Origin of the sequence: Providencia sp. PROV189, assembly GCF_028480065.1 — a bacterium.
Taxonomy (GTDB): domain Bacteria; phylum Pseudomonadota; class Gammaproteobacteria; order Enterobacterales; family Enterobacteriaceae; genus Providencia; species Providencia stuartii.
On sequence record NZ_JAMPOG010000023.1, the window covers coordinates 36703 to 54575 of the forward strand.

At 41.3% G+C, this 17873-nt stretch carries 17 protein-coding genes; 9 read left to right on the forward strand and 8 right to left on the reverse strand.

Going from position 1 to position 17873, the window contains the following annotated elements; genetic code table 11:
• Positions 1–109: 109 nt before the first annotated feature.
• Both PR833_RS14475 and PR833_RS14480 read left to right on the forward strand, forming a co-directional pair.
• Positions 110–442 (forward strand): SMR family transporter, encoded by a 333-nt coding sequence (locus PR833_RS14475; RefSeq protein ID WP_004920375.1) that lies wholly within the window; start codon positions 110–112, stop codon positions 440–442.
• A gap of 36 nt (positions 443–478) precedes the next feature.
• Positions 479–787 (forward strand): DUF333 domain-containing protein, encoded by a 309-nt coding sequence (locus PR833_RS14480; protein WP_014656080.1) that lies wholly within the window; start codon positions 479–481, stop codon positions 785–787.
• A 372-nt stretch (positions 788–1159) separates the two neighbouring features.
• Here the strand turns inward: PR833_RS14480 and dsbB are convergent, their stop codons facing one another.
• Both dsbB and nhaB read right to left on the reverse strand, forming a co-directional pair.
• Complete coding sequence (gene dsbB / locus PR833_RS14485; RefSeq protein WP_036940423.1) at positions 1160–1681, reverse strand: disulfide bond formation protein DsbB; 522 nt, start codon at positions 1679–1681, stop codon at positions 1160–1162.
• A 239-nt stretch (positions 1682–1920) separates the two neighbouring features.
• Entirely contained in the window at positions 1921–3468 is a 1548-nt protein-coding gene (gene nhaB / locus PR833_RS14490; RefSeq protein ID WP_004920360.1) for a sodium/proton antiporter NhaB, read from the reverse strand.
• Between the two features lie 221 nt (positions 3469–3689).
• Here nhaB and fadR point away from each other — a divergent pair, with 221 nt between their 5' ends.
• The 4 genes from fadR to PR833_RS14510 all read left to right on the forward strand — a co-directional run bounded on the left by fadR (position 3690) and on the right by PR833_RS14510 (position 8835).
• Positions 3690–4406 carry a fatty acid metabolism transcriptional regulator FadR gene (gene fadR, locus PR833_RS14495; RefSeq protein ID WP_004920358.1) on the forward strand — a complete coding sequence of 239 codons (717 nt, stop codon included), beginning with the start codon at positions 3690–3692 and terminating at the stop codon, positions 4404–4406.
• A 1120-nt stretch (positions 4407–5526) separates the two neighbouring features.
• Complete coding sequence (locus PR833_RS14500) at positions 5527–6828, forward strand: D-amino acid dehydrogenase (RefSeq protein WP_004920353.1); 1302 nt, start codon at positions 5527–5529, stop codon at positions 6826–6828.
• A 47-nt stretch (positions 6829–6875) separates the two neighbouring features.
• On the forward strand, positions 6876–7946 hold the full coding sequence (gene alr, locus PR833_RS14505) for an alanine racemase (RefSeq protein WP_004920349.1): 1071 nt from the start codon (positions 6876–6878) through the stop codon (positions 7944–7946).
• A gap of 136 nt (positions 7947–8082) precedes the next feature.
• Positions 8083–8835, forward strand: a complete 753-nt coding sequence (locus tag PR833_RS14510) for a MipA/OmpV family protein (RefSeq protein ID WP_004920345.1) — start codon at positions 8083–8085, stop codon at positions 8833–8835.
• Positions 8836–8970: 135 nt separating this feature from the next.
• Here PR833_RS14510 and PR833_RS14515 read toward each other — a convergent pair whose 3' ends face one another.
• The 3 genes from PR833_RS14515 to gapA all read right to left on the reverse strand — a co-directional run bounded on the left by PR833_RS14515 (position 8971) and on the right by gapA (position 11842).
• Positions 8971–9588, reverse strand: a complete 618-nt coding sequence (locus tag PR833_RS14515) for a tetratricopeptide repeat protein (protein ID WP_272526268.1) — start codon at positions 9586–9588, stop codon at positions 8971–8973.
• Between the two features lie 204 nt (positions 9589–9792).
• Entirely contained in the window at positions 9793–10674 is an 882-nt protein-coding gene (locus tag PR833_RS14520; protein ID WP_004920336.1) for a D-hexose-6-phosphate mutarotase, read from the reverse strand.
• A gap of 172 nt (positions 10675–10846) precedes the next feature.
• Positions 10847–11842, reverse strand: a complete 996-nt coding sequence (gene gapA / locus PR833_RS14525; protein ID WP_004920333.1) for a glyceraldehyde-3-phosphate dehydrogenase — start codon at positions 11840–11842, stop codon at positions 10847–10849.
• 355 nt (positions 11843–12197) lie between these two features.
• Here gapA and msrB point away from each other — a divergent pair, with 355 nt between their 5' ends.
• Together msrB and PR833_RS14535 are read left to right on the forward strand one after the other, a co-directional pair.
• Positions 12198–12611, forward strand: coding sequence for a peptide-methionine (R)-S-oxide reductase MsrB (msrB, locus tag PR833_RS14530; RefSeq protein WP_004920330.1), 414 nt, complete (start codon positions 12198–12200; stop codon positions 12609–12611).
• Between the two features lie 115 nt (positions 12612–12726).
• On the forward strand, positions 12727–13032 hold the full coding sequence (locus tag PR833_RS14535; protein ID WP_004920326.1) for a YeaC family protein: 306 nt from the start codon (positions 12727–12729) through the stop codon (positions 13030–13032).
• A gap of 231 nt (positions 13033–13263) precedes the next feature.
• On the opposite strand, the gene pncA is transcribed toward PR833_RS14535, so the two are convergent.
• The 3 genes from pncA to sppA form a co-directional block, all read right to left on the reverse strand.
• The gene (gene pncA, locus PR833_RS14540) at positions 13264–13920 is read right to left on the reverse strand and encodes a bifunctional nicotinamidase/pyrazinamidase (protein ID WP_014656074.1); all 657 of its coding nucleotides are present in this window, start codon (positions 13918–13920) and stop codon (positions 13264–13266) included.
• On the reverse strand, positions 13907–14926 hold the full coding sequence (gene ansA / locus PR833_RS14545) for an asparaginase (RefSeq protein ID WP_272526269.1): 1020 nt from the start codon (positions 14924–14926) through the stop codon (positions 13907–13909). Before ansA ends, pncA begins: the two co-directional genes overlap by 14 nt.
• A gap of 193 nt (positions 14927–15119) precedes the next feature.
• Positions 15120–16988, reverse strand: coding sequence for a signal peptide peptidase SppA (gene sppA / locus PR833_RS14550; RefSeq protein ID WP_036940414.1), 1869 nt, complete (start codon positions 16986–16988; stop codon positions 15120–15122).
• 321 nt (positions 16989–17309) lie between these two features.
• On the opposite strand from sppA, the gene PR833_RS14555 reads away from it, so the two are divergent.
• Positions 17310–17861, forward strand: coding sequence for an NAD(P)H nitroreductase (locus tag PR833_RS14555; protein WP_014656072.1), 552 nt, complete (start codon positions 17310–17312; stop codon positions 17859–17861).
• The last annotated feature ends 12 nt before the right edge of the window (positions 17862–17873 follow it).

Sequence of the window (17873 nt, forward strand, 5' to 3'; positions counted from 1 at the left end):
TAATGATTCTATTGCAGGGTATTTTTTTATATTTGCTCATTACAGCAATTGATAACTATGCTAAATTTCTTAGCATTTTGATAAAGTTAGATAATAAAAAGGTGACTTGATGAAGGGGCTAGGTTTTTTATTGATGTCTATAGTCGCAGAAGTGATTGCTACAACGACATTAAAGGCATCAGATGGTTTTAGTCGTTTTTGGCCATCGTTGATTGTCGTCATTGGGTATGCGGTCTCTTTTTGGGGATTATCCCAAGTGGTTAAATTGATCCCTTTAGGGATAGCTTATGCAATTTGGTCCGGTTTAGGCATTGTACTCGTTTCGGTCGCTGCAATATTTATTTATCAACAGAAACTCGATTTACCTGCAATTATTGGTATGCTATTAATCATAGTCGGTGTTTTGGTCATCAATCTGTTTTCTAAAAGCAGTGTTCACTGATTCAGGGAACAGAAACAGTTATGGATGGGGATTAGGATGAATCGAAAAAAAAGCAGTCTGCTTAAGTTTACTTTTTGGAATAGCCTATTCGTTGGTAGTCTGTTTGTTTTAGCAGGTTGTGGGAGTTCAGAAACCATAAATACGGCACATCATGTCGATCGCTCAGCTTCCCAATATGCGCAACAGGTGGTTAATTTAGGGCCTCAAGCGCAAGAAGCGTGTGTTTCTGCGGGTGGATTACCTTCATTAAACCTAGAATTGAATGGCGCCCAAACCGCCGTTTGTCAATTTGCTAATGGTAAACGTTGTGCCGCTGATGTCATACTTACAGGCAGTTGTATTTAGTTAAATTCCCTCAGATAAAAAGTCCATCACGCATCATGTTGGGCTTTTTTATATCAATTTTGCAGTTAACCCATTTGTTGAGTTTATTTCCACGTTTCGCTCCCTTGCTTTTCATTTAAATGATAAAGCGCACGCAATTATCTAAATAATGCGGGTAATTTCGGCTGTTATTTATTTAAAAATCGTTGGCAGTAGGTCGGCTATTTATAGCTAGGGGGATGAATGCAGCGCATGAGTGGATAAAACAGAATGAGTTTTTATTTTTTTAATCTAGAAGCCATGATAAGAAGTGGCTCCCAATGGCATTCATCGGGAGCCATCGCATTACCGCCTGCCAATGCGCTTTATAGGACGCGAGTTGTACTATTTACGCTATGCTTTTTTGTGTGATGGAAAAAATTGGCTGATAGCGACAATGATAGCCACTAAAAGATAAGCTGCATAAATACCAATTAGCCATTGTGGCATATCTAACCCTAAGAAATCCCATTGCCTAACCGTACAGTCACCCGTTGCTTCAAAGACAGCAGGCGCCCATTTATCTAATGGTAACCACTCGGGGAAATTGACGAAGAAATCACATGATGCAAATGGTGAAGGGTTGAGTTGCAGCATGGTATGCTCCCAAGCAAGATCTAAACCGCGCCATGCAGCGTAACCCCAAATAATGATGGCAACCCAACGTAAAGCGATTTTGCGTGGCGCTATTGCGCCAATTAACCCTGCAATCATAATGCCAAACAGTGCAACACGTTCATAGATGCACATGACACAAGGCTGCAATTTCATAATGTGCTGAAAATAGAGCGCTGCACATTCAAGCATAAACGCAATAAAGGCCATTAACAGCCAAGCGCCTCGTCCTTGTGAGCAGTAGTTAAAGAATCTGAACATACTTTACTTCCCTAAATTAATGGTACGCACATTTTGCCCCTATTGGTAAGACAAAAAAAGGTGCCAGAGAATAATTATGCGATTTTAAATAAGCCTTTACCTAACATTACAAACTAAACCATTTTATTTGTAATTTCAAATAAGGAGTAATGCCGAATTAGGGGGATAGAGTAAACAAAAGCTACTCCATCTGACGATGTGAGTAGCTTTGAATATAGGTGAGTTGGTGGTGATTAAACTTAAGGTAGGCTAATCCAACCTAAGCTTTCTAACCAGTGTGTGACAGGTATTAACCAAAACTCAACACCGATTAACCCAACCACAGTCATGACGACGGTATAAGGTAAAGCCATCCATACCATGCGGCCATAGGAGAGGCGAATTAATGGCGATAATGCAGACGTCAGCAGGAATAGGAAAGCCGCTTGCCCATTTGGCGTGGCAACCGACGGAAGGTTGGTTCCCGTATTGATGGCAACGGCGAGTAACTCGTACTGATGGTGTGAAATTAGCCCTTCACTTGATGCCTTTAATGCCTCGGTAATATAGACAGTACCGACGAAGACGTTATCTGAAACAGCGGAAAGAAGACCGTTGAATAGATAGAACAAGGAGAGCTGTGATGATTCAGACGATTGCAATACAAATTGAATAAATGGTGTAAATAGCTGCTGGTCGATGATCACCGCTACGACGGAGAAAAAGACGGTCAGTAGTGCGGTAAAGGGCAATGCTTCCTCAAACGCCTTACCTAAGGCATGCTCTTCTGTAATGCCACAGAAGGCGGTGGTTAATACGATGACGGATAAACCGATAAGCCCGACCTCAGCGAGGTGGAAGGCAAGGGCGACGATTAACCAAATACCAATCAAGCCTTGCACAATAAGTTGTGCTTTCTCTTTTTGGGTACGTTTAGTGCTATTTTTTTGGTCATGATCAGTCAGGACTTGGCGAACGGTTGCAGGTAATTCCGCCCCATATCCAAATAATTTAAATTTTTCGACCAAAAAACACACAATTAAACCACACGCAAAAACAGGTAATGTAATGGGGGCCATACGTATAAAGAAAGTCACGAAATCCCAATCGACATGCTTAGCAATAATCAGGTTTTGGGGTTCACCAACCATCGTCATGACTCCCCCTAATGCTGTACCGATACCGGCATGCATCATGAGGCTGCGCAAGAAAGCTCTAAATTGCTCAAGTGTTTGTTTCTTCTCAGCCGTATCGATATAACTGTCATTTTGTAGATCAGTATTGCTGTGTTGGCTAGAAGCGTATTGATGATAGATAGAATAGAAACCGATGGAGACGCTAATCACAACGGCGATAACAGTGAGTGCATCTAAAAACGCAGATAAGAAGGCACTTGCTAAGCAGAAAGCTAATGACAACGTACGTTTAGAACGAACATTCAGTAACAGTTTGGTGAAGACGAACAACAACAGTTGTTTCATAAAATAGATACCGGCGACCATAAAGATCAGCAGCAGTATGACTTCCAAATTGTTACTGATCTCATGAGAGATCTGTTTTGGGGTTGTCATGCCAATGATGACGGCTTCAATGGCTAAAAGCCCACCGGGTTGCAGTGGATAGCATTTGAGTGCCATGGCGAGGGTAAAGATAAATTCTACTACAAGTAACCACCCGGCGATGAACGGGCTGACAAAATAAAATACCAGTGGATTGATAATTAGAAATATTATTATTGCGAGCTTATACCAATCTGGAGAATTCCCTAGAAAATTTTTTAAAAAAGCTCTTTTTACACTAAAATCCATTATGAATTGTTTTCCTCTTACTTGATGTATTGTACAGTAAATTCACATACTACTCTTATCTTTTACATAAATTAAGTCTGATCAGTAATAGATAATATATTCATTATATGGGAGTTTATGATTGGTTTTGTTGTTTATGTGGGGTCTAACTATCTCAATTTACGACAATCTGGTATGATTTCTATAATAATCCGTCTGAAAATGTTTGGAATAATAAAAATATGGTCATAAAAGCTCAAAGTCCTGCAGGGTTTGCGGAAGAGTATATTATTGAGAGCATCTGGAACAATCGCTTTCCACCAGGGTCGATTTTACCTGCTGAACGGGAACTCTCGGAGTTAATTGGTGTAACACGTACGACGCTTCGTGAAGTATTACAGCGTTTAGCGCGTGATGGTTGGTTGACGATACAACATGGCAAACCAACCAAAGTGAACAATTATTGGGAGACTTCAGGCCTGAATATTCTTGAGACCTTAGCAAGGTTAGATCATGACCGTGTGCCACAACTGATTGATAATTTGCTAGCGGTGAGAACCAATATCGCTGCTATTTTTATCCGTACTGCTTTTCGTCAAAACCCTGAAAAATCATTGGAAGTTTTGTCTGAGCGTGAGAAGGTCGAAGATAACGCAGATGCGTTTAGTGCCTTAGATTACAATATATTCCGCGGGTTGGCTTTCGCGTCGGGTAACCCTATTTATGGCTTGATTATTAATGGCTTAAAAGGGCTTTATACCCGTGTTGGTCGTTACTATTTCTCTAACCCGGAAGCACGACGCCTTGCGCTCAATTTCTATCAACAATTGTCAAACTTATGCCGCGAACAAGCGTACGATCGTATTATGGAATCCGTTAGAAATTACGGTAAAGAAAGTGGTACGATTTGGCATAGTATGCAAGGGAATATGCCTAACGACCTCGCAAATGCGCGCTAACCATTCCGCGCATCCTAATTTTAACTCACGTTACTGTATGATGTCTGAAGCCAGTTTGGTGCTATTAACCAACTGGCCTTCTGGCTGTCAGAAAACCAGAAATTGCAAGTGACTTGGTCAGCTACTGAATATTGCCTGACGCTTTTTTGGGTGCACATGATATGGGGTATTCAATATTGAGAGCAATATTTTCTGCTTGAGTGATCATTTTGGGTGATTGTGGCTTTATATCAGGATAATAACATTGAAATAGTACTTTGCTATGGATTGTTTCGACAGCCTCACATTCAGTATGGCAAGTGAGCAGAGGGCGAATGCTAAAACAAACTTTCCCCTCGTGCTCCACTTTAAAATGTTTAAATGATATGCAATCTGAATCTGCTACACTGCGATTGGTCATTAAACAGGACATTACGATTAAAATAAGAAATGGTCGTTTTTTTATCATGCTCCCTCCGTCAGATTTTATTAATTGATTGCTGACTTTAGCAGCTAATTTCACGTGGTAACATTTTGATTTATAGTAATAATTAACGTTTATTAACGTTCGTTTCTATATTGTTTTATACATTGTGGATTCAATAAGATAGAGAAAGAGGCGTTTTCAGCAGACTGAGACCCAGAAGGCTTATACTTTGTAAATCTGATTCATCCAATACGAGAAAAGAGCAAAAACCATTTTTGCGATAAAAATGGGTAATTGTTTTTGTGCTTGAAATCACTAAATTATCTACAATTCTGAAATAAAAAAATCAACAAGACTATAATTCATCTTAAGGTAAATTTGTGAATTTATTTTCTATGTTATTGCATGGAAATAACATATATTAAAAAACAGGTCATCAAAATAATATACCAACAAGATAGTATAAAACTCTAAATTAACGTATGGAAAAATAATTCAATCGAAATTAATTTTCTATTAATTGACTGTTTTTATTCTGTTTTTAACTATTCAATTAGAAATGGGCACTAGCATTTAAATCTGAGGTGTAAAGTAATTGTAACTGTTTTTGAATTAATTGTCCGAATTGTTAAAAGTGTTAATTAACCATATTGGAAAATGAATACTAGAATATTATTCTAATGAAAATATTCGTGCTAAGCAGCAGGGGGAGTGATGAAAGTTTTGGTCTTAGGTGCGGGGGTCATCGGTGTTACTACAGCTTGGTATTTAGCACAAGAAGGGCATGAAGTGACCGTATTAGATAGGCAAATGGATGTTGCTGAAGAGACGAGTGCGGGTAATGCTGGACAAATTTCCCCGGGCTATGCGACTCCATGGGGTGCCCCAGGGATCCCATTAAAAGCGGTTAAATGGATGTTCGAAAAGCACGCTCCATTAGCCATCAGGCCTGACGGCACATTATTCCAATTACGTTGGATGTGGCAAATGCTTAAAAATTGCGATATTCAACATTATGCGATGAATAAGAGCCGTATGGTGCGGATAGCGGAGTATAGCCGTGATTGTATTCGCCAATTACGTGCAGATACAGGGATTAGTTATGAAGGCCGTCAAGGTGGAACATTGCAACTGTTTAGGACCGAAAAGCAGTTTGATAATGCCGCCAATGATATCGCTGTCTTACAGAAAGAAGGCGTACCATACGAGCTGTTGACCGCCAATGAGTTAGCGAAAGCGGAGCCTGCGCTTGAATATGTGAAGGATAAATTGACGGGGGGCTTACGTTTACCCAATGACGAAACGGGTGATTGCCAACAGTTTACTAAGAAACTGGCGAAAATGGCCCAAGATGCGGGGGTTAAATTCCAGTTTGGTCGTCATGTTGAACAGATCCTGACGGATGGCAATAAAGTGAGTGGTATTCGTTGTGATGGTGAAATATTACAAGCGGATCGCTATGTAGTTGCGATGGGCTCATATTCCACATCATTACTGCATAATTTAGTGAAAATACCCGTTTATCCATTAAAAGGGTATTCATTAACAATGCCAATTATTAATGCTGAGCGCGCACCGACATCAACAGTTTTGGATGAAACTTATAAGATCGCAGTAACGCGCTTTGATGACCGCATTCGTGTTGGGGGCATGGCAGAAGTGGTTGGCTTTAATTTGGATGTGCTGAAAAAACGCTGCGAAACATTGAAGATGGTAGTACAAGATCTCTATCAAGGTGGCGGTGATATTTCTCAAGCGACGTTTTGGACGGGGCTTAGACCTATGACGCCAGATGGAACGCCGATAGTCGGCCCAACGGCTTATAGCAATTTATATTTAAATACGGGACATGGAACGCTAGGTTGGACGATGGCATGTGGTTCAGGTAAGTTATTAGCTGATCTGATTTCAGGGAATAAGCCTGACATTGCATCCGACGATTTATCGGTATTTAGATATATTGATGGCTTTAATACAAAATTAACCCATAGTGGTGATTTATCGCCTGCGCGTTGAGCAATTGGCTGAAAAATATTCGGATAGTATAAAAAGAAGGAAGAGATATGCCTCGCCCAATCAGTGCGGTAATTCATCTGCAAAATTTTACTCATAATTTGTCCGTAGTTCGTCAGCACGTTGGGCATGCAAAAATATGGTCTGTCATGAAGGCAGACGCTTATGGTCACAGTATTAAACATGTGTGGAAAGCACTGGCGGCATCGGATGGCTTCGCGATTTTAGATCTAAATGAAGCCATTTTATTGCGTGAACAAGGTTGGAAGGGGCCTATTTTGTTATTGGAGGGCTTTTTCCAGCCTGATGATTTAAAAGTCATAGATCAATACCAATTGACTACGGCGGTGCACAGTTATTGGCAATTGGATGCGATTGAAAATAGGCACTTTCAAAATCCCATCTCCGTGTATGTCAAACTAAATAGCGGAATGAATCGCTTAGGTTTTGAGCCGCCGGAATATGCTCAAGTGGTGCATAGATTGTCTGCAATGGAAAATGTAGAGACGGTCACCTTAATGACACATTTTGCGAATTCGGATTTATCGACAGGCACAGATAAACCTCATGCGATAATTAAACAGTTTATCGATGGTCAGTTTCCTGTCTGTATTGCCAATTCAGGGGCGACGTTATGGCACCCAAAGACCCATTATGATTGGGTTCGCTCTGGTGTGATCTTATATGGCGCATCACCAAGTGGTCGTTGGCAAGACATTGCGGATAAAGATTTACGTGCGACAATGACATTGCAATCACAAATTATTGCAACACATGAGATTGCGGCTGGGGAATCTATTGGTTATGGCAGTAAATTTACAGCACCTTACCCAATGAAGATAGCCACAGTCGCCTGTGGTTATGCGGATGGCTATCCACGTCATGCGCCAACAGGCACCCCCATTTGGTTAAATGGAACGCGTTGTCCTCTATTAGGAACTGTTTCAATGGATATGCTAACAATAGATGTTAGCGAATGTCCAACTGCTAAGATTGGTGATCGCGTTGAGCTATGGGGTAAAAACTTACCGATAGACGACGTTGCTCAGGCGGCAGGCACTATTGGTTATGAATTGATGTGCGCGTTGGCGAAAAGAGTACCAGTCGTATATGAAAATTAGAATGATTGTGTAAACAGTATTAGACATGGTTATAAATTTAACTAAAAATGTGATCAGTCGTGGGAGTGTTTTGGCTAAAGAGCACATCAAGGTATGATGCGCACTATTGTTCAATCTTCTAATATTTCAGGTTAATATGCGTAAAACAATCAAATTAACATCACTTGCTGTCGCATTAGGTTTATTATCCTCCGCAGCTATGGCTGGAACTTGGTCTGTAGGGGGTTCGGTTTTGGCGCAATCAACACCTTATAAAGGTATAAAATCGAAAGACTATGTTACGCCAGTACCGATTGTTAACTATGAAGGTGAAAACTTCTATTTTCGTACGTTAGCAGTAGGTTACTACTTGTGGAATGACCAAGAGGATCAACTTTCGCTTGATGCTTATTATTACCCTCAATTCTTCAAACCGAAAGATAACGACGACCGTGATATGCGTGAGCTTGATCGTCGCCGCGATACGGTAATGGGGGGCTTGACGTACAAACACAAAGCCGATTGGGGAACAATCCGTACCGTTGCGTCGGGGGATATGTTAGGGATCAGTAATGGTTTGCGTGCAGAAGTTGCTTACCTTTATGGTTTCTATGGCGACAATTGGTCGTTAGTTCCAGGTGTAGGTATCAAGTGGGATAGCAAAAATCAAAACCGCTATGAGTATGGTGTCTCTTCAAAAGAGTCGCGTAATAGTGGTTTAGCTCGCTATCGTCCGGGTGATAGCTGGACTCCATATGTTGAATTATCAGGTAACTATAAGTTCAATGATAATTGGAGTGCCTTTGCAATGGGGCGTATTGACCGTCTGCCAAATGAAGTGAAAGATAGTCCAATGGTTAATAAATCAGTTTCTGCAATTGTTTGGAGTGGGGTAACTTATACCTTCTAATTGCTAACCACGACTTGACAAAAAATCCCAAAATGCGCTTTGTGCTTTTGGGATTTTTTATTGGTATTTGAACAGGGCACGAATAGTTGCTGACATGGTTGATTATGGCGAACTTGCTGGTGGTAGATGGCTATTTTAGTCAGGATCTTTATAAATATCGCAAGGATAATCGGGGAGGTAGGATAAGACGTGAGCGATCTTGGCTTTTGCAAAATACTCATAAGCTTTTGCATAATCTTTGGTAACCCCCATGCCATTTTCGTACATTCGGCCTAAATAGAGATAGGCATCTTCGTTATGTTGTGCAGCCGCTTTATGATACAGCTCTAGAGCTATTGTATAATTTTGACCAATTGCATGACCATGTTGATACATGAAACCAAGCATAGCCTGAGCATCGGGAATCCCATTATCAGCCGCTTTTTTAATCCAAGCAAACGCTTTAAGCCAATCTGTATCAACAACTTTTCCGTCATAATAGTGCAGTCCTAAAACATACTGTGATTTAGCACAACCTTGTTTTGCTGACATCTTTATCCAGCGATAAGTTTCTTTAGGTTGCCTTAGATACCGTGTGTTCCATGACGCGACGCTAAATTGTGCTTCGGCATCACCATTAACCGCATCTTCGCATACCTGTTTTGGCATATCTCTCATCCAACTATTACTATATTTTTTATATAAGTCGTCACAGTAGTTGGCAGAGACGGCAATAGGGGCAGACAATAATAATAACAAGGTGTACTTATTCATTGAGTTCATTTTTTAGTGGGATAGAAATCAATACTTATCTTAAATTTAATTATTGATACTTTACAATGTGTAGACGGTTTTTTATATCACGTACTATTTCGTTGGAGAGAAAAGGTATATGAAGAAGTGCTGCTTGCGCCATCCTTAGTGACGTAACAGCATGATGAGGCGAGAAAAGAGCCCGCCTCATCGCGGAGGTCACTATCAGTCTTGTGGCTTATTATCGCGTGTCATCATAACGAGAGAAAGGCGAGCGGGGTGCTGATTTTCACTTTTCATCGGTTGATTAATGCGCGCCGTTTCAACACAAACCATCTGTTTGTAGCCATTGTTTGGCATATCTTGCATGCTACATGACAATTCAGCCCATGGGTTCCAACATACAACGTCAGAGTTATGGTAATGGTGTATTTCAATGGTTCGTGACCAGCTATCATCACGGATCAAACTATATTCCTCTGGCTCAGAGTAAATTCTGTCGGTATGGCTATTAATTTTTAGCGGCTTGTCTTCATAAACTTCACGGTCACTGACTTTATCAAAGTAGTGGCCACCTAAACCGTACACCGTGGTTTTTTGGATATCACCAATATTGAGGTAAGTGTGCATTGCGGCTGTGGTTTCAAAATCACCATAGCTTTCTAATTCTAACTCACAGGTCTCACCGAGTTTCATTCGCAATATCAATGTAAACTCATGTGGCCATAGTTTGCGTGTATATTCGTTATCTGTCAGAGTGAAGGTGAGGATCACGCCATCTTCATGTTCATTATGTGCAGTAAATTGCCACGGTAAAATGCGGGCGAAACCATGACTTGGGCTACCCGCGGGGCCAAACCAAGGCCAGCAAATAGGGATACCCCCACGAATGGCTGTACCTGCTTTGAAAGCACTTTCACTGCTTAGCCAGATGCACGGTTTTTGACCACAAGGTTGCCAATCGATTAATTGTGCACCTTGAATACTAACGGCACCACGCACTTTAGGATGCGAAACAATAATTAAGGGTAATTCACCCAATTGGCGTTGGCTAATGTAGGCTGAAAGTTGCTTAATCACCGGTAAAGCAAAGAGTTTATCGTGCATAATTATTTGCCTGTGAATAGAGAAACAGTGAATACAAATAGGTTAGCAGAACTTAGGAAAACCGTCATTCACTCTAAGAGGTAAGTGAGGGGCTCCTGACAATTTAGGAGCGAATAAAAGCAAAAGAGCCGCCTAAAGGCGGCTCAAATTAACCATAAAACGCTAATAACTCTTATTTAGAGATGTGAGCGATCAGGTCTAGAACTTTGTTTGAATAACCTGTTTCGTTGTCATACCAAGAAACCAGTTTTACAAAGTTGTCGTTCAGTGCGATACCTGCTTTAGCATCGAATACTGAAGTCAGTTTTTCACCGTTGAAGTCAGTTGATACAACGTCATCTTCAGTGTAACCCAGAACACCTTTCAGCTCGCCCGCAGCCGCTTCTTTGATAGCGTCACAGATTTGAGCGTAAGTGGCTGGTTTTTCCATACGTACAGTTAAGTCAACAACTGAAACGTTTGGAGTAGGAACACGGAAAGACATACCAGTCAGTTTGCCATTCAACTCAGGAATAACTTTACCTACCGCTTTAGCAGCACCAGTTGAAGATGGGATGATGTTTTGAGAAGCACCACGACCACCACGCCAGTCTTTGTGAGAAGGACCATCAACAGTTTTTTGAGTTGCTGTTGTTGCGTGAACAGTCGTCATCAGACCTTCGATAATGCCGAATTTGTCATTGATAACTTTAGCCAGAGGTGCCAAGCAGTTAGTTGTACAAGAAGCGTTAGAAACGATTTCTTGACCTGCATAGCTCTTATGGTTAACACCCATAACGAACATTGGCGTGTCGTCTTTTGAAGGGCCAGTCAGAACAACTTTTTTCGCGCCTGCTTGGATGTGTTTACGTGCAGTTTCATCAGTTAAGAAGATACCTGTTGCTTCTGCAACAACGTCAACACCAACTTCGTTCCACTTCAGGTTTGCAGGATCTTTCTCTGCAGTGACGCGAATTTTTTTGCCATTTACAACTAGGTGACCATCTTTAACTTCAACAGTACCGTTGAAACGACCGTGAGTAGAGTCATATTTCAGCATGTATGCCATATAGTCTGCATCGAGCAGGTCGTTGATAGCAACGATTTCGATATCAGAACGCTCTTGTGCAGCACGGAAAACGATACGGCCAATACGACCAAAACCATTAATACCTACTTTGATAGTCATAGTATTTCCACCAGCTATTTATTCGTGAATTAAGTTGTAGTTAAAGTTACCAAAACCTTGCCAGCCGTCAAGCGGAATCGTGTCAATTATTGAAAAAAATCAAAACAACTCGCACTAATTGCTTACTTGTCAGCCACTTTAGAGGCAAATACATCCGCACGTATTATCGGGATTGTGCGGGATAATGAAACCTGCTATCAGTGATATATGTGAAACTCGTCACAAATCAAAACACAAAGCACTATGTTAATTAGTTTAGAATATCTTTATAAAACGTGTTGTTAATTTTTTGTTGCACCAAATGGGGGTATTCTTAGCTTAATACCACTCAGTTATTTCAATATTTGGGTTTGATATGACAGATAAAAGTAAGCAACCGATTGATATCTCGGAGCTAAATGATATTCAGCAATATGTCACTCAGCAGGCAGGGACCGAGCGTCCGTTCACTGGTGTGTTATTGCATAATCGTAAAGATGGGGTGTATGAATGCCTGTGTTGTGGTACACCACTTTTTCTATCAGACACTAAATTTGATGCAGGGTGCGGGTGGCCGAGTTTTTATCAACCAATGACTGAAGATGCGATTAAGTATATCGAAGATTTCTCCCATGGAATGCATCGGATTGAAGTGCGTTGTCAAAATTGTAATGCCCACTTAGGACATGTGTTTCCTGATGGTCCACAACCAACGGGGCAACGTTACTGCATTAATTCAGCATCATTAAGTTTTATCGATGAGAAAACTGGCGAAAAGACCCGTGGATAGGGTGCTGAAGCTAGCTGACGCTGAAAACTAAATTAAGCAATATCGATTCAGCTAAGTTGAAATAGATAATATGTCAAATGAACTACTGACTGGGTCTCTTTGAAGGAGTTGTGAAGTGAGTGTAAATTTAGAGCCAGAGCAATTAGAGCAACTGTTATCAGTGATGACCCCTGAAATTTATCAGCGTTTGGTGACAGCCGTTGAATTAGGAAAATGGCCTGATGGTGTCGCATTAACCCCTGAGCAAAAAGAGCATAGCTTACAGATGGTGATGTTATGGCAGTCTCGTCATAATCATGATCCTGAACATATGACCATTGGTACGGATGGGCAGATCACGATGAAAAGTAAGCAGGAACTTAAATCGATGTTTCAAGGGGAAATGTTGGCAACCTTGAAGCCACAAAATAAAGACGAATAATCGCAATTAGAGGCAGGCGACAGGCGAAATAACACGCTAGGCATACAGAAAAACGAAATGAACAGTGTGCCTTGTCGCCGTGGTTGAAAATGGCGCAATCAGCGTTGATAAAACATGGATATGGGGGAGAGGTACTCGCGTGTGCTTTTTATTCAATCTATGTCAAACAACCAATAGTGTTAGCGACTAGCCAATACCTTGCCTTAAAAGGGCAAGGTACGTCGTTGTTAATTATTGCAGAGAATCGGTGGTGAGTAGGGTCGCCCCTTTTTGTGACATCTCGGCTAATGCGAGTTCACTATCCATTGCGGATAAATTTACGCCTCGGCAACCATCGGTAAGTACATCAACGTTATATCCCAGCTTTAACGCATCAAGTACCGTGAATTTGACACAATAATCGGTCGCTATCCCCATAATGAATAATTGGGTAATTTGTTGCTCTTGTAACCAAGCGTGTAATCGCGTCTGGCTTACTTTATCATTGTCGAAAAAAGCACTGTAGCTGTCTACTTGCGGATTTTCACCCTTCGTAAAAACTTCACAAATGGCATCTCGGTTGAGTTCCGGATGAAACTCAGCGCCAACTTCCCCTTGAACGCAATGAACGGGCCACCACACTTGGGGAATGCCATTAAGCGTACCAATGTCACCAACTTGTGTTCCTGAATTAACAGCAAAGCTCAGGTGATTAGCGGGGTGCCAGTCTTGACTAGCGATAATCGGAATATTTTGTCGTTGGCATAGCTCTATCGCCTTATTCGCTGTTTTTATTACCGTTTCACTATCGGCGACAGCAAGGGCACCACCTGTACAAAAATCATTTTGTAGATCAACTAACAGTAAAGCGGATTTAACTAAATCCTCATTTGGCTTATTCATCGGCATAGCTGAGTTCACCTCTAAGATTATGTTGCATTAATTCCCGAACATGTGCCGGTGTATATTCTTGACTAAGTAAGTAATGTAACTTACTCAATGCAGCTTCAAATGTCATATCAAATCCACTGATAACGCCTGCCTCGGCAAGTGCATGTCCTGTCGCATAGCCTTCCATATTGACTCGACCTGAAATGCACTGTGTCAGATTTACCACAATAATGCCTCGGTTTGTAGCATCATGGAGAATTTTCAGTAATTCAGGGCGTTGTGGGGCATTTCCGACACCATAGGAGCGTAAAATCAGAGCTTTTACAGGTTGTTGGAGTATGTTACGTACAATTTCAATAGTCAGTCCGGGATAGAGCATAACGACACCAATCGGTTGTGGTGTGATCCGGTGGCAGATTAATGGGCCAACACCGATTGGGGCTGGGCAGGTATTAAAAGTACGAATATGAATACCTGCTTCCATTAATGGTGGACAGTTGGGGGAAGTGAACGCATCGAAACCATCGGCATGCGATTTTACGGTGCGGTTTCCTCGATACAGTTTATTGTTAAAGAACAAACCGACCTCATTAATGGGGTAATTCGCAGCGAGATATAAGGCATTAAGTAGATTAGTTTGGCCGTCTGAACGCAATGCCTCTAAGGGAATTTGTGACCCTGTCACAATTACAGGCTTACGTAGGTTCTCTAGCATAAATGATAATGCTGATGCCGTATAAGCCATTGTGTCAGTGCCATGTAAGATAACGAAGCCATCATACAGCGCATAGTTTTCACTGATATCATCGGCAATGATTTGCCAATCTTCTGGCGTAATATCAGAGGAGTCGATTAAAGGCTGGTGCTCTTTGATGGTAAATTCAGGCATTTCAGGGCGATGGAACTCGGGCATTTTAGCTAATTGGGCCTGAAGGTGCCCTGAAACTGGAATATAACCTTGTGGGGAGTGGCGCATACCAATGGTTCCGCCAGTATACACAACATAAATCGATTTCTTCTGCATTGAGTTACCTAATGTTCGACGAATAGCATGAATAACAATATAAGCAGCTATTACTATCCTTTGTTTTATATGAAGATATAACAATTTTGACTCATTTAATTATTGTTATCTACTGTTTAAGTGGGATTTGCGAGAGGAGAGGCAAGATAAATAGAGGGATCCCCTTTAGGTGTGCTAAAGGGGATCAGGGAAGTTAGTTAATTTCGGCGCAATTTAAACAGAATGCGTAACGATTTTGAGGATCGTTCATTTTTAAGAAGAATTGTGCCTGTTGACGAATGTCGGTAGCAACAGCTTCTGGTAAGAAGACCTGTAGAACGTCAGGCATCACTGCTTGGGCAGTGCTACTGAGTTCTAAAATTAACTGATCCATAAATGACAACTCAGGTTGCATCCAATCTAATGAGACGTCATTGAGTTTGGCTAATTCAGCCGCTTTAGTCACGGCATCATCGAAATCCCCTAATTGGTCGACTAAGCCAATTTTTTTCGCGTCACTGCCAATCCAAACACGGCCTTGGGCGATTTTATCAATTTCTTCTGGCGTTTTATTACGTGACTTCGCGACTAAACCTATAAAGGTTTTATAACCATTTTCGATAGTAATTTGCATCATATCGGAAAATTCAGGGCTAATTCCTTTGGTTGCAGAGATATCGGCAAGTGGGGTGGTTGATACACCGTCAGTATACACTCCGACAGAATCTAAGGCATTTTCAAAGGTATTGATTACGCCAAAGATGCCTATCGAACCCGTAATCGTATTCGGGCTTGCCACAATATAGTTCGCAGGGGTTGAAACCCAATAGCCGCCAGATGCAGCCATGCCGCCCATTGAAACGACGACGGGTTTACCCGCAGCACGTGCAGACGCGAGTTCGTTGCGGATAAGATCAGAAGCCGTTACGCTACCTCCAGGGCTATTAACGCGTAAGATGATTGCTTTAATATTTTCGTTCAAACGGGCTTCGCGAATTTGTGAGCTAATTAAATCACCACTTGCAATACCCGGAGATTGAGGGCCATCCATGATAGCGCCCTGAACGATGATAACGGCAATATTACCCGCTGTGGCTGATGTTTCAGAGCTAGTTGTGCTGGTCAGCTTACCTGAATAATCATAAATACTGATGTAATTGAAATGCTTCTCTTGTTTATTCCAGCCAAATTGATTCTTAAGCACATTTTCTGCTTGCTCACGCGTATAAATCTTATCAACTAATTTTTGATTTAATGCGTATTTTGCGTTATCACCACCGGAGGCACGTAACTTACTAAGTAACACATCTGCCCCAGGGAAGATACCTTTCGCAGTGGTTTGGCGGTTTTTGGCTAGTGTATCAAGATAGTTATTCCATAACGCATCTAGCCACTGTTTAGTCGCTTGGCGTGCTTCTGGTGACATATTGTCTCGCATTAGCGGTTCAACAGCAGATTTATAAGTCCCCACACGGAAAATATGGCTACTGACTTTTAATTTTTCTAACAAGGATTTGTAGTAAAGGGTGTTTGTTGAAAAGCCTTGGATCCCCACCATACCTTGAGGGGATAGAAAAATATGATCAGCGTAACTGGCTAAATAATATTGAGACTGACTAAAACTATCGCCAACAGCATAGATAGGTTTTCCAGACTCTTTGAATTCAGTAATCGCTTTCCCGATAAAGTTTAGGGAAGGCTGATCTGCACTAACGAGGTTATCTAAACGTAATACCATGCCAGTAATACGATCATCGGTTGCTGCACTACGAATGGTATCGACAATGTCAAATAGTGAGTTTTCTTGCATGCGGTTGTTAGGGGTTCCCAATAACTCACGACTCATGCGGCCAAAAGGATCGGGGGTTGATACCTGATCAACGACAATACCCTGTAAGTCAACATAAAGTGCACCAAAATAGTTCTGGTCAGGTTTAGAATCGGATTGATATAGCGCTATCGAACCAATAACTAAAAAACACAATATAAGAAAAATAGTGTTGAAAACCAATTCCCGAATAAAATTTAGTATTCGCCAACTGAATTTAAATACAGTGGCGATGATTTTCCATGTTTGACGCATAATTTCTCCGACACACGAATTTGCACTTGTTATCTTAACGAAATAAAAACAGTTGTCTGCAAATGAATAATATTTTTATTCATAACAATACGCTTTGGAGCGTTGTACAATGTCGTGATGATATTTTTCAACATACACAAATGATATAATTCAATCAATTAATCAATATAACACCATGGTACTCGTTAGCGAATAAGATGAATGATAAGTTTTTAAGCTGAGTACCTAACCCTGGTTGGGGTATTTAATCATTAATCAGCGCAATAATGATTGCTTGTTTGAATGACTATTATATCAGTTTACTCTGAATCGGAGAGGAATATGGATGCTTTAACCCTTTTATTGAACCGCCGTTCAGCTTCACGGCTAACAACCCCAGCACCACAAGGCGATGAATTGCAAAATATTTTAGCGGCAGGTATGCGTGCTCCTGATCATGGTGCTTTACGGCCTTGGCATTTTATTGTGATGCAAGGCGAAGGGTTAAATCGCTTTAGCCAATTACTTGAAAAAGCAGCGAAAGAGGGCAACTTAGGGCCGGAAGTGGAAGAGAAAGCGCGTAATGCCCCGTTTAGAGCACCTTTGATTATTACAGTTATCGCGAAGACTCAAGCACACCCTAAAGTACCTGAGTGGGAACAAGTTGTTGCTGCTGGTTGTACGGTACAAGCGATGCAAATGGCGGCGGTTGCCCAAGGGTTTGGGGGAATTTGGCGTTCAGGTTCTTGGACGGAAGATGCGGTTGTGCGTGAAGGATTAGGTTGTGCACCGACAGATCGCATTGTGGGCTTTTTATATTTAGGTACGCCTGAACTGAAAGCACCTGCAAAAGTACAGATCCCTGATATGCAAGAATTTGTTTCTTACTTTTAATTGATAAGGCCG

Bases quoted from the DNA above. Each gene is read 5' to 3' on its own strand.
- PR833_RS14475 (WP_004920375.1), top strand. From the start codon at position 110: ATGAAGGGGCTAGGTTTTTTATTGATGTCTATAGTCGCAGAAGTGATT.
- PR833_RS14480 (WP_014656080.1), top strand. From the start codon at position 479: ATGAATCGAAAAAAAAGCAGTCTGCTTAAGTTTACTTTTTGGAATAGC.
- dsbB (WP_036940423.1), bottom strand. From the start codon at position 1,681: ATGTTCAGATTCTTTAACTACTGCTCACAAGGACGAGGCGCTTGGCTG.
- nhaB (WP_004920360.1), bottom strand. From the start codon at position 3,468: ATGGATTTTAGTGTAAAAAGAGCTTTTTTAAAAAATTTTCTAGGGAAT.
- fadR (WP_004920358.1), top strand. From the start codon at position 3,690: ATGGTCATAAAAGCTCAAAGTCCTGCAGGGTTTGCGGAAGAGTATATT.
- PR833_RS14500 (WP_004920353.1), top strand. From the start codon at position 5,527: ATGAAAGTTTTGGTCTTAGGTGCGGGGGTCATCGGTGTTACTACAGCT.
- alr (WP_004920349.1), top strand. From the start codon at position 6,876: ATGCCTCGCCCAATCAGTGCGGTAATTCATCTGCAAAATTTTACTCAT.
- PR833_RS14510 (WP_004920345.1), top strand. From the start codon at position 8,083: ATGCGTAAAACAATCAAATTAACATCACTTGCTGTCGCATTAGGTTTA.
- PR833_RS14515 (WP_272526268.1), bottom strand. From the start codon at position 9,588: ATGAATAAGTACACCTTGTTATTATTATTGTCTGCCCCTATTGCCGTC.
- PR833_RS14520 (WP_004920336.1), bottom strand. From the start codon at position 10,674: ATGCACGATAAACTCTTTGCTTTACCGGTGATTAAGCAACTTTCAGCC.
- gapA (WP_004920333.1), bottom strand. From the start codon at position 11,842: ATGACTATCAAAGTAGGTATTAATGGTTTTGGTCGTATTGGCCGTATC.
- msrB (WP_004920330.1), top strand. From the start codon at position 12,198: ATGACAGATAAAAGTAAGCAACCGATTGATATCTCGGAGCTAAATGAT.
- pncA (WP_014656074.1), bottom strand. From the start codon at position 13,920: ATGCCGATGAATAAGCCAAATGAGGATTTAGTTAAATCCGCTTTACTG.
- ansA (WP_272526269.1), bottom strand. From the start codon at position 14,926: ATGCAGAAGAAATCGATTTATGTTGTGTATACTGGCGGAACCATTGGT.
- sppA (WP_036940414.1), bottom strand. From the start codon at position 16,988: ATGCGTCAAACATGGAAAATCATCGCCACTGTATTTAAATTCAGTTGG.
- PR833_RS14555 (WP_014656072.1), top strand. From the start codon at position 17,310: ATGGATGCTTTAACCCTTTTATTGAACCGCCGTTCAGCTTCACGGCTA.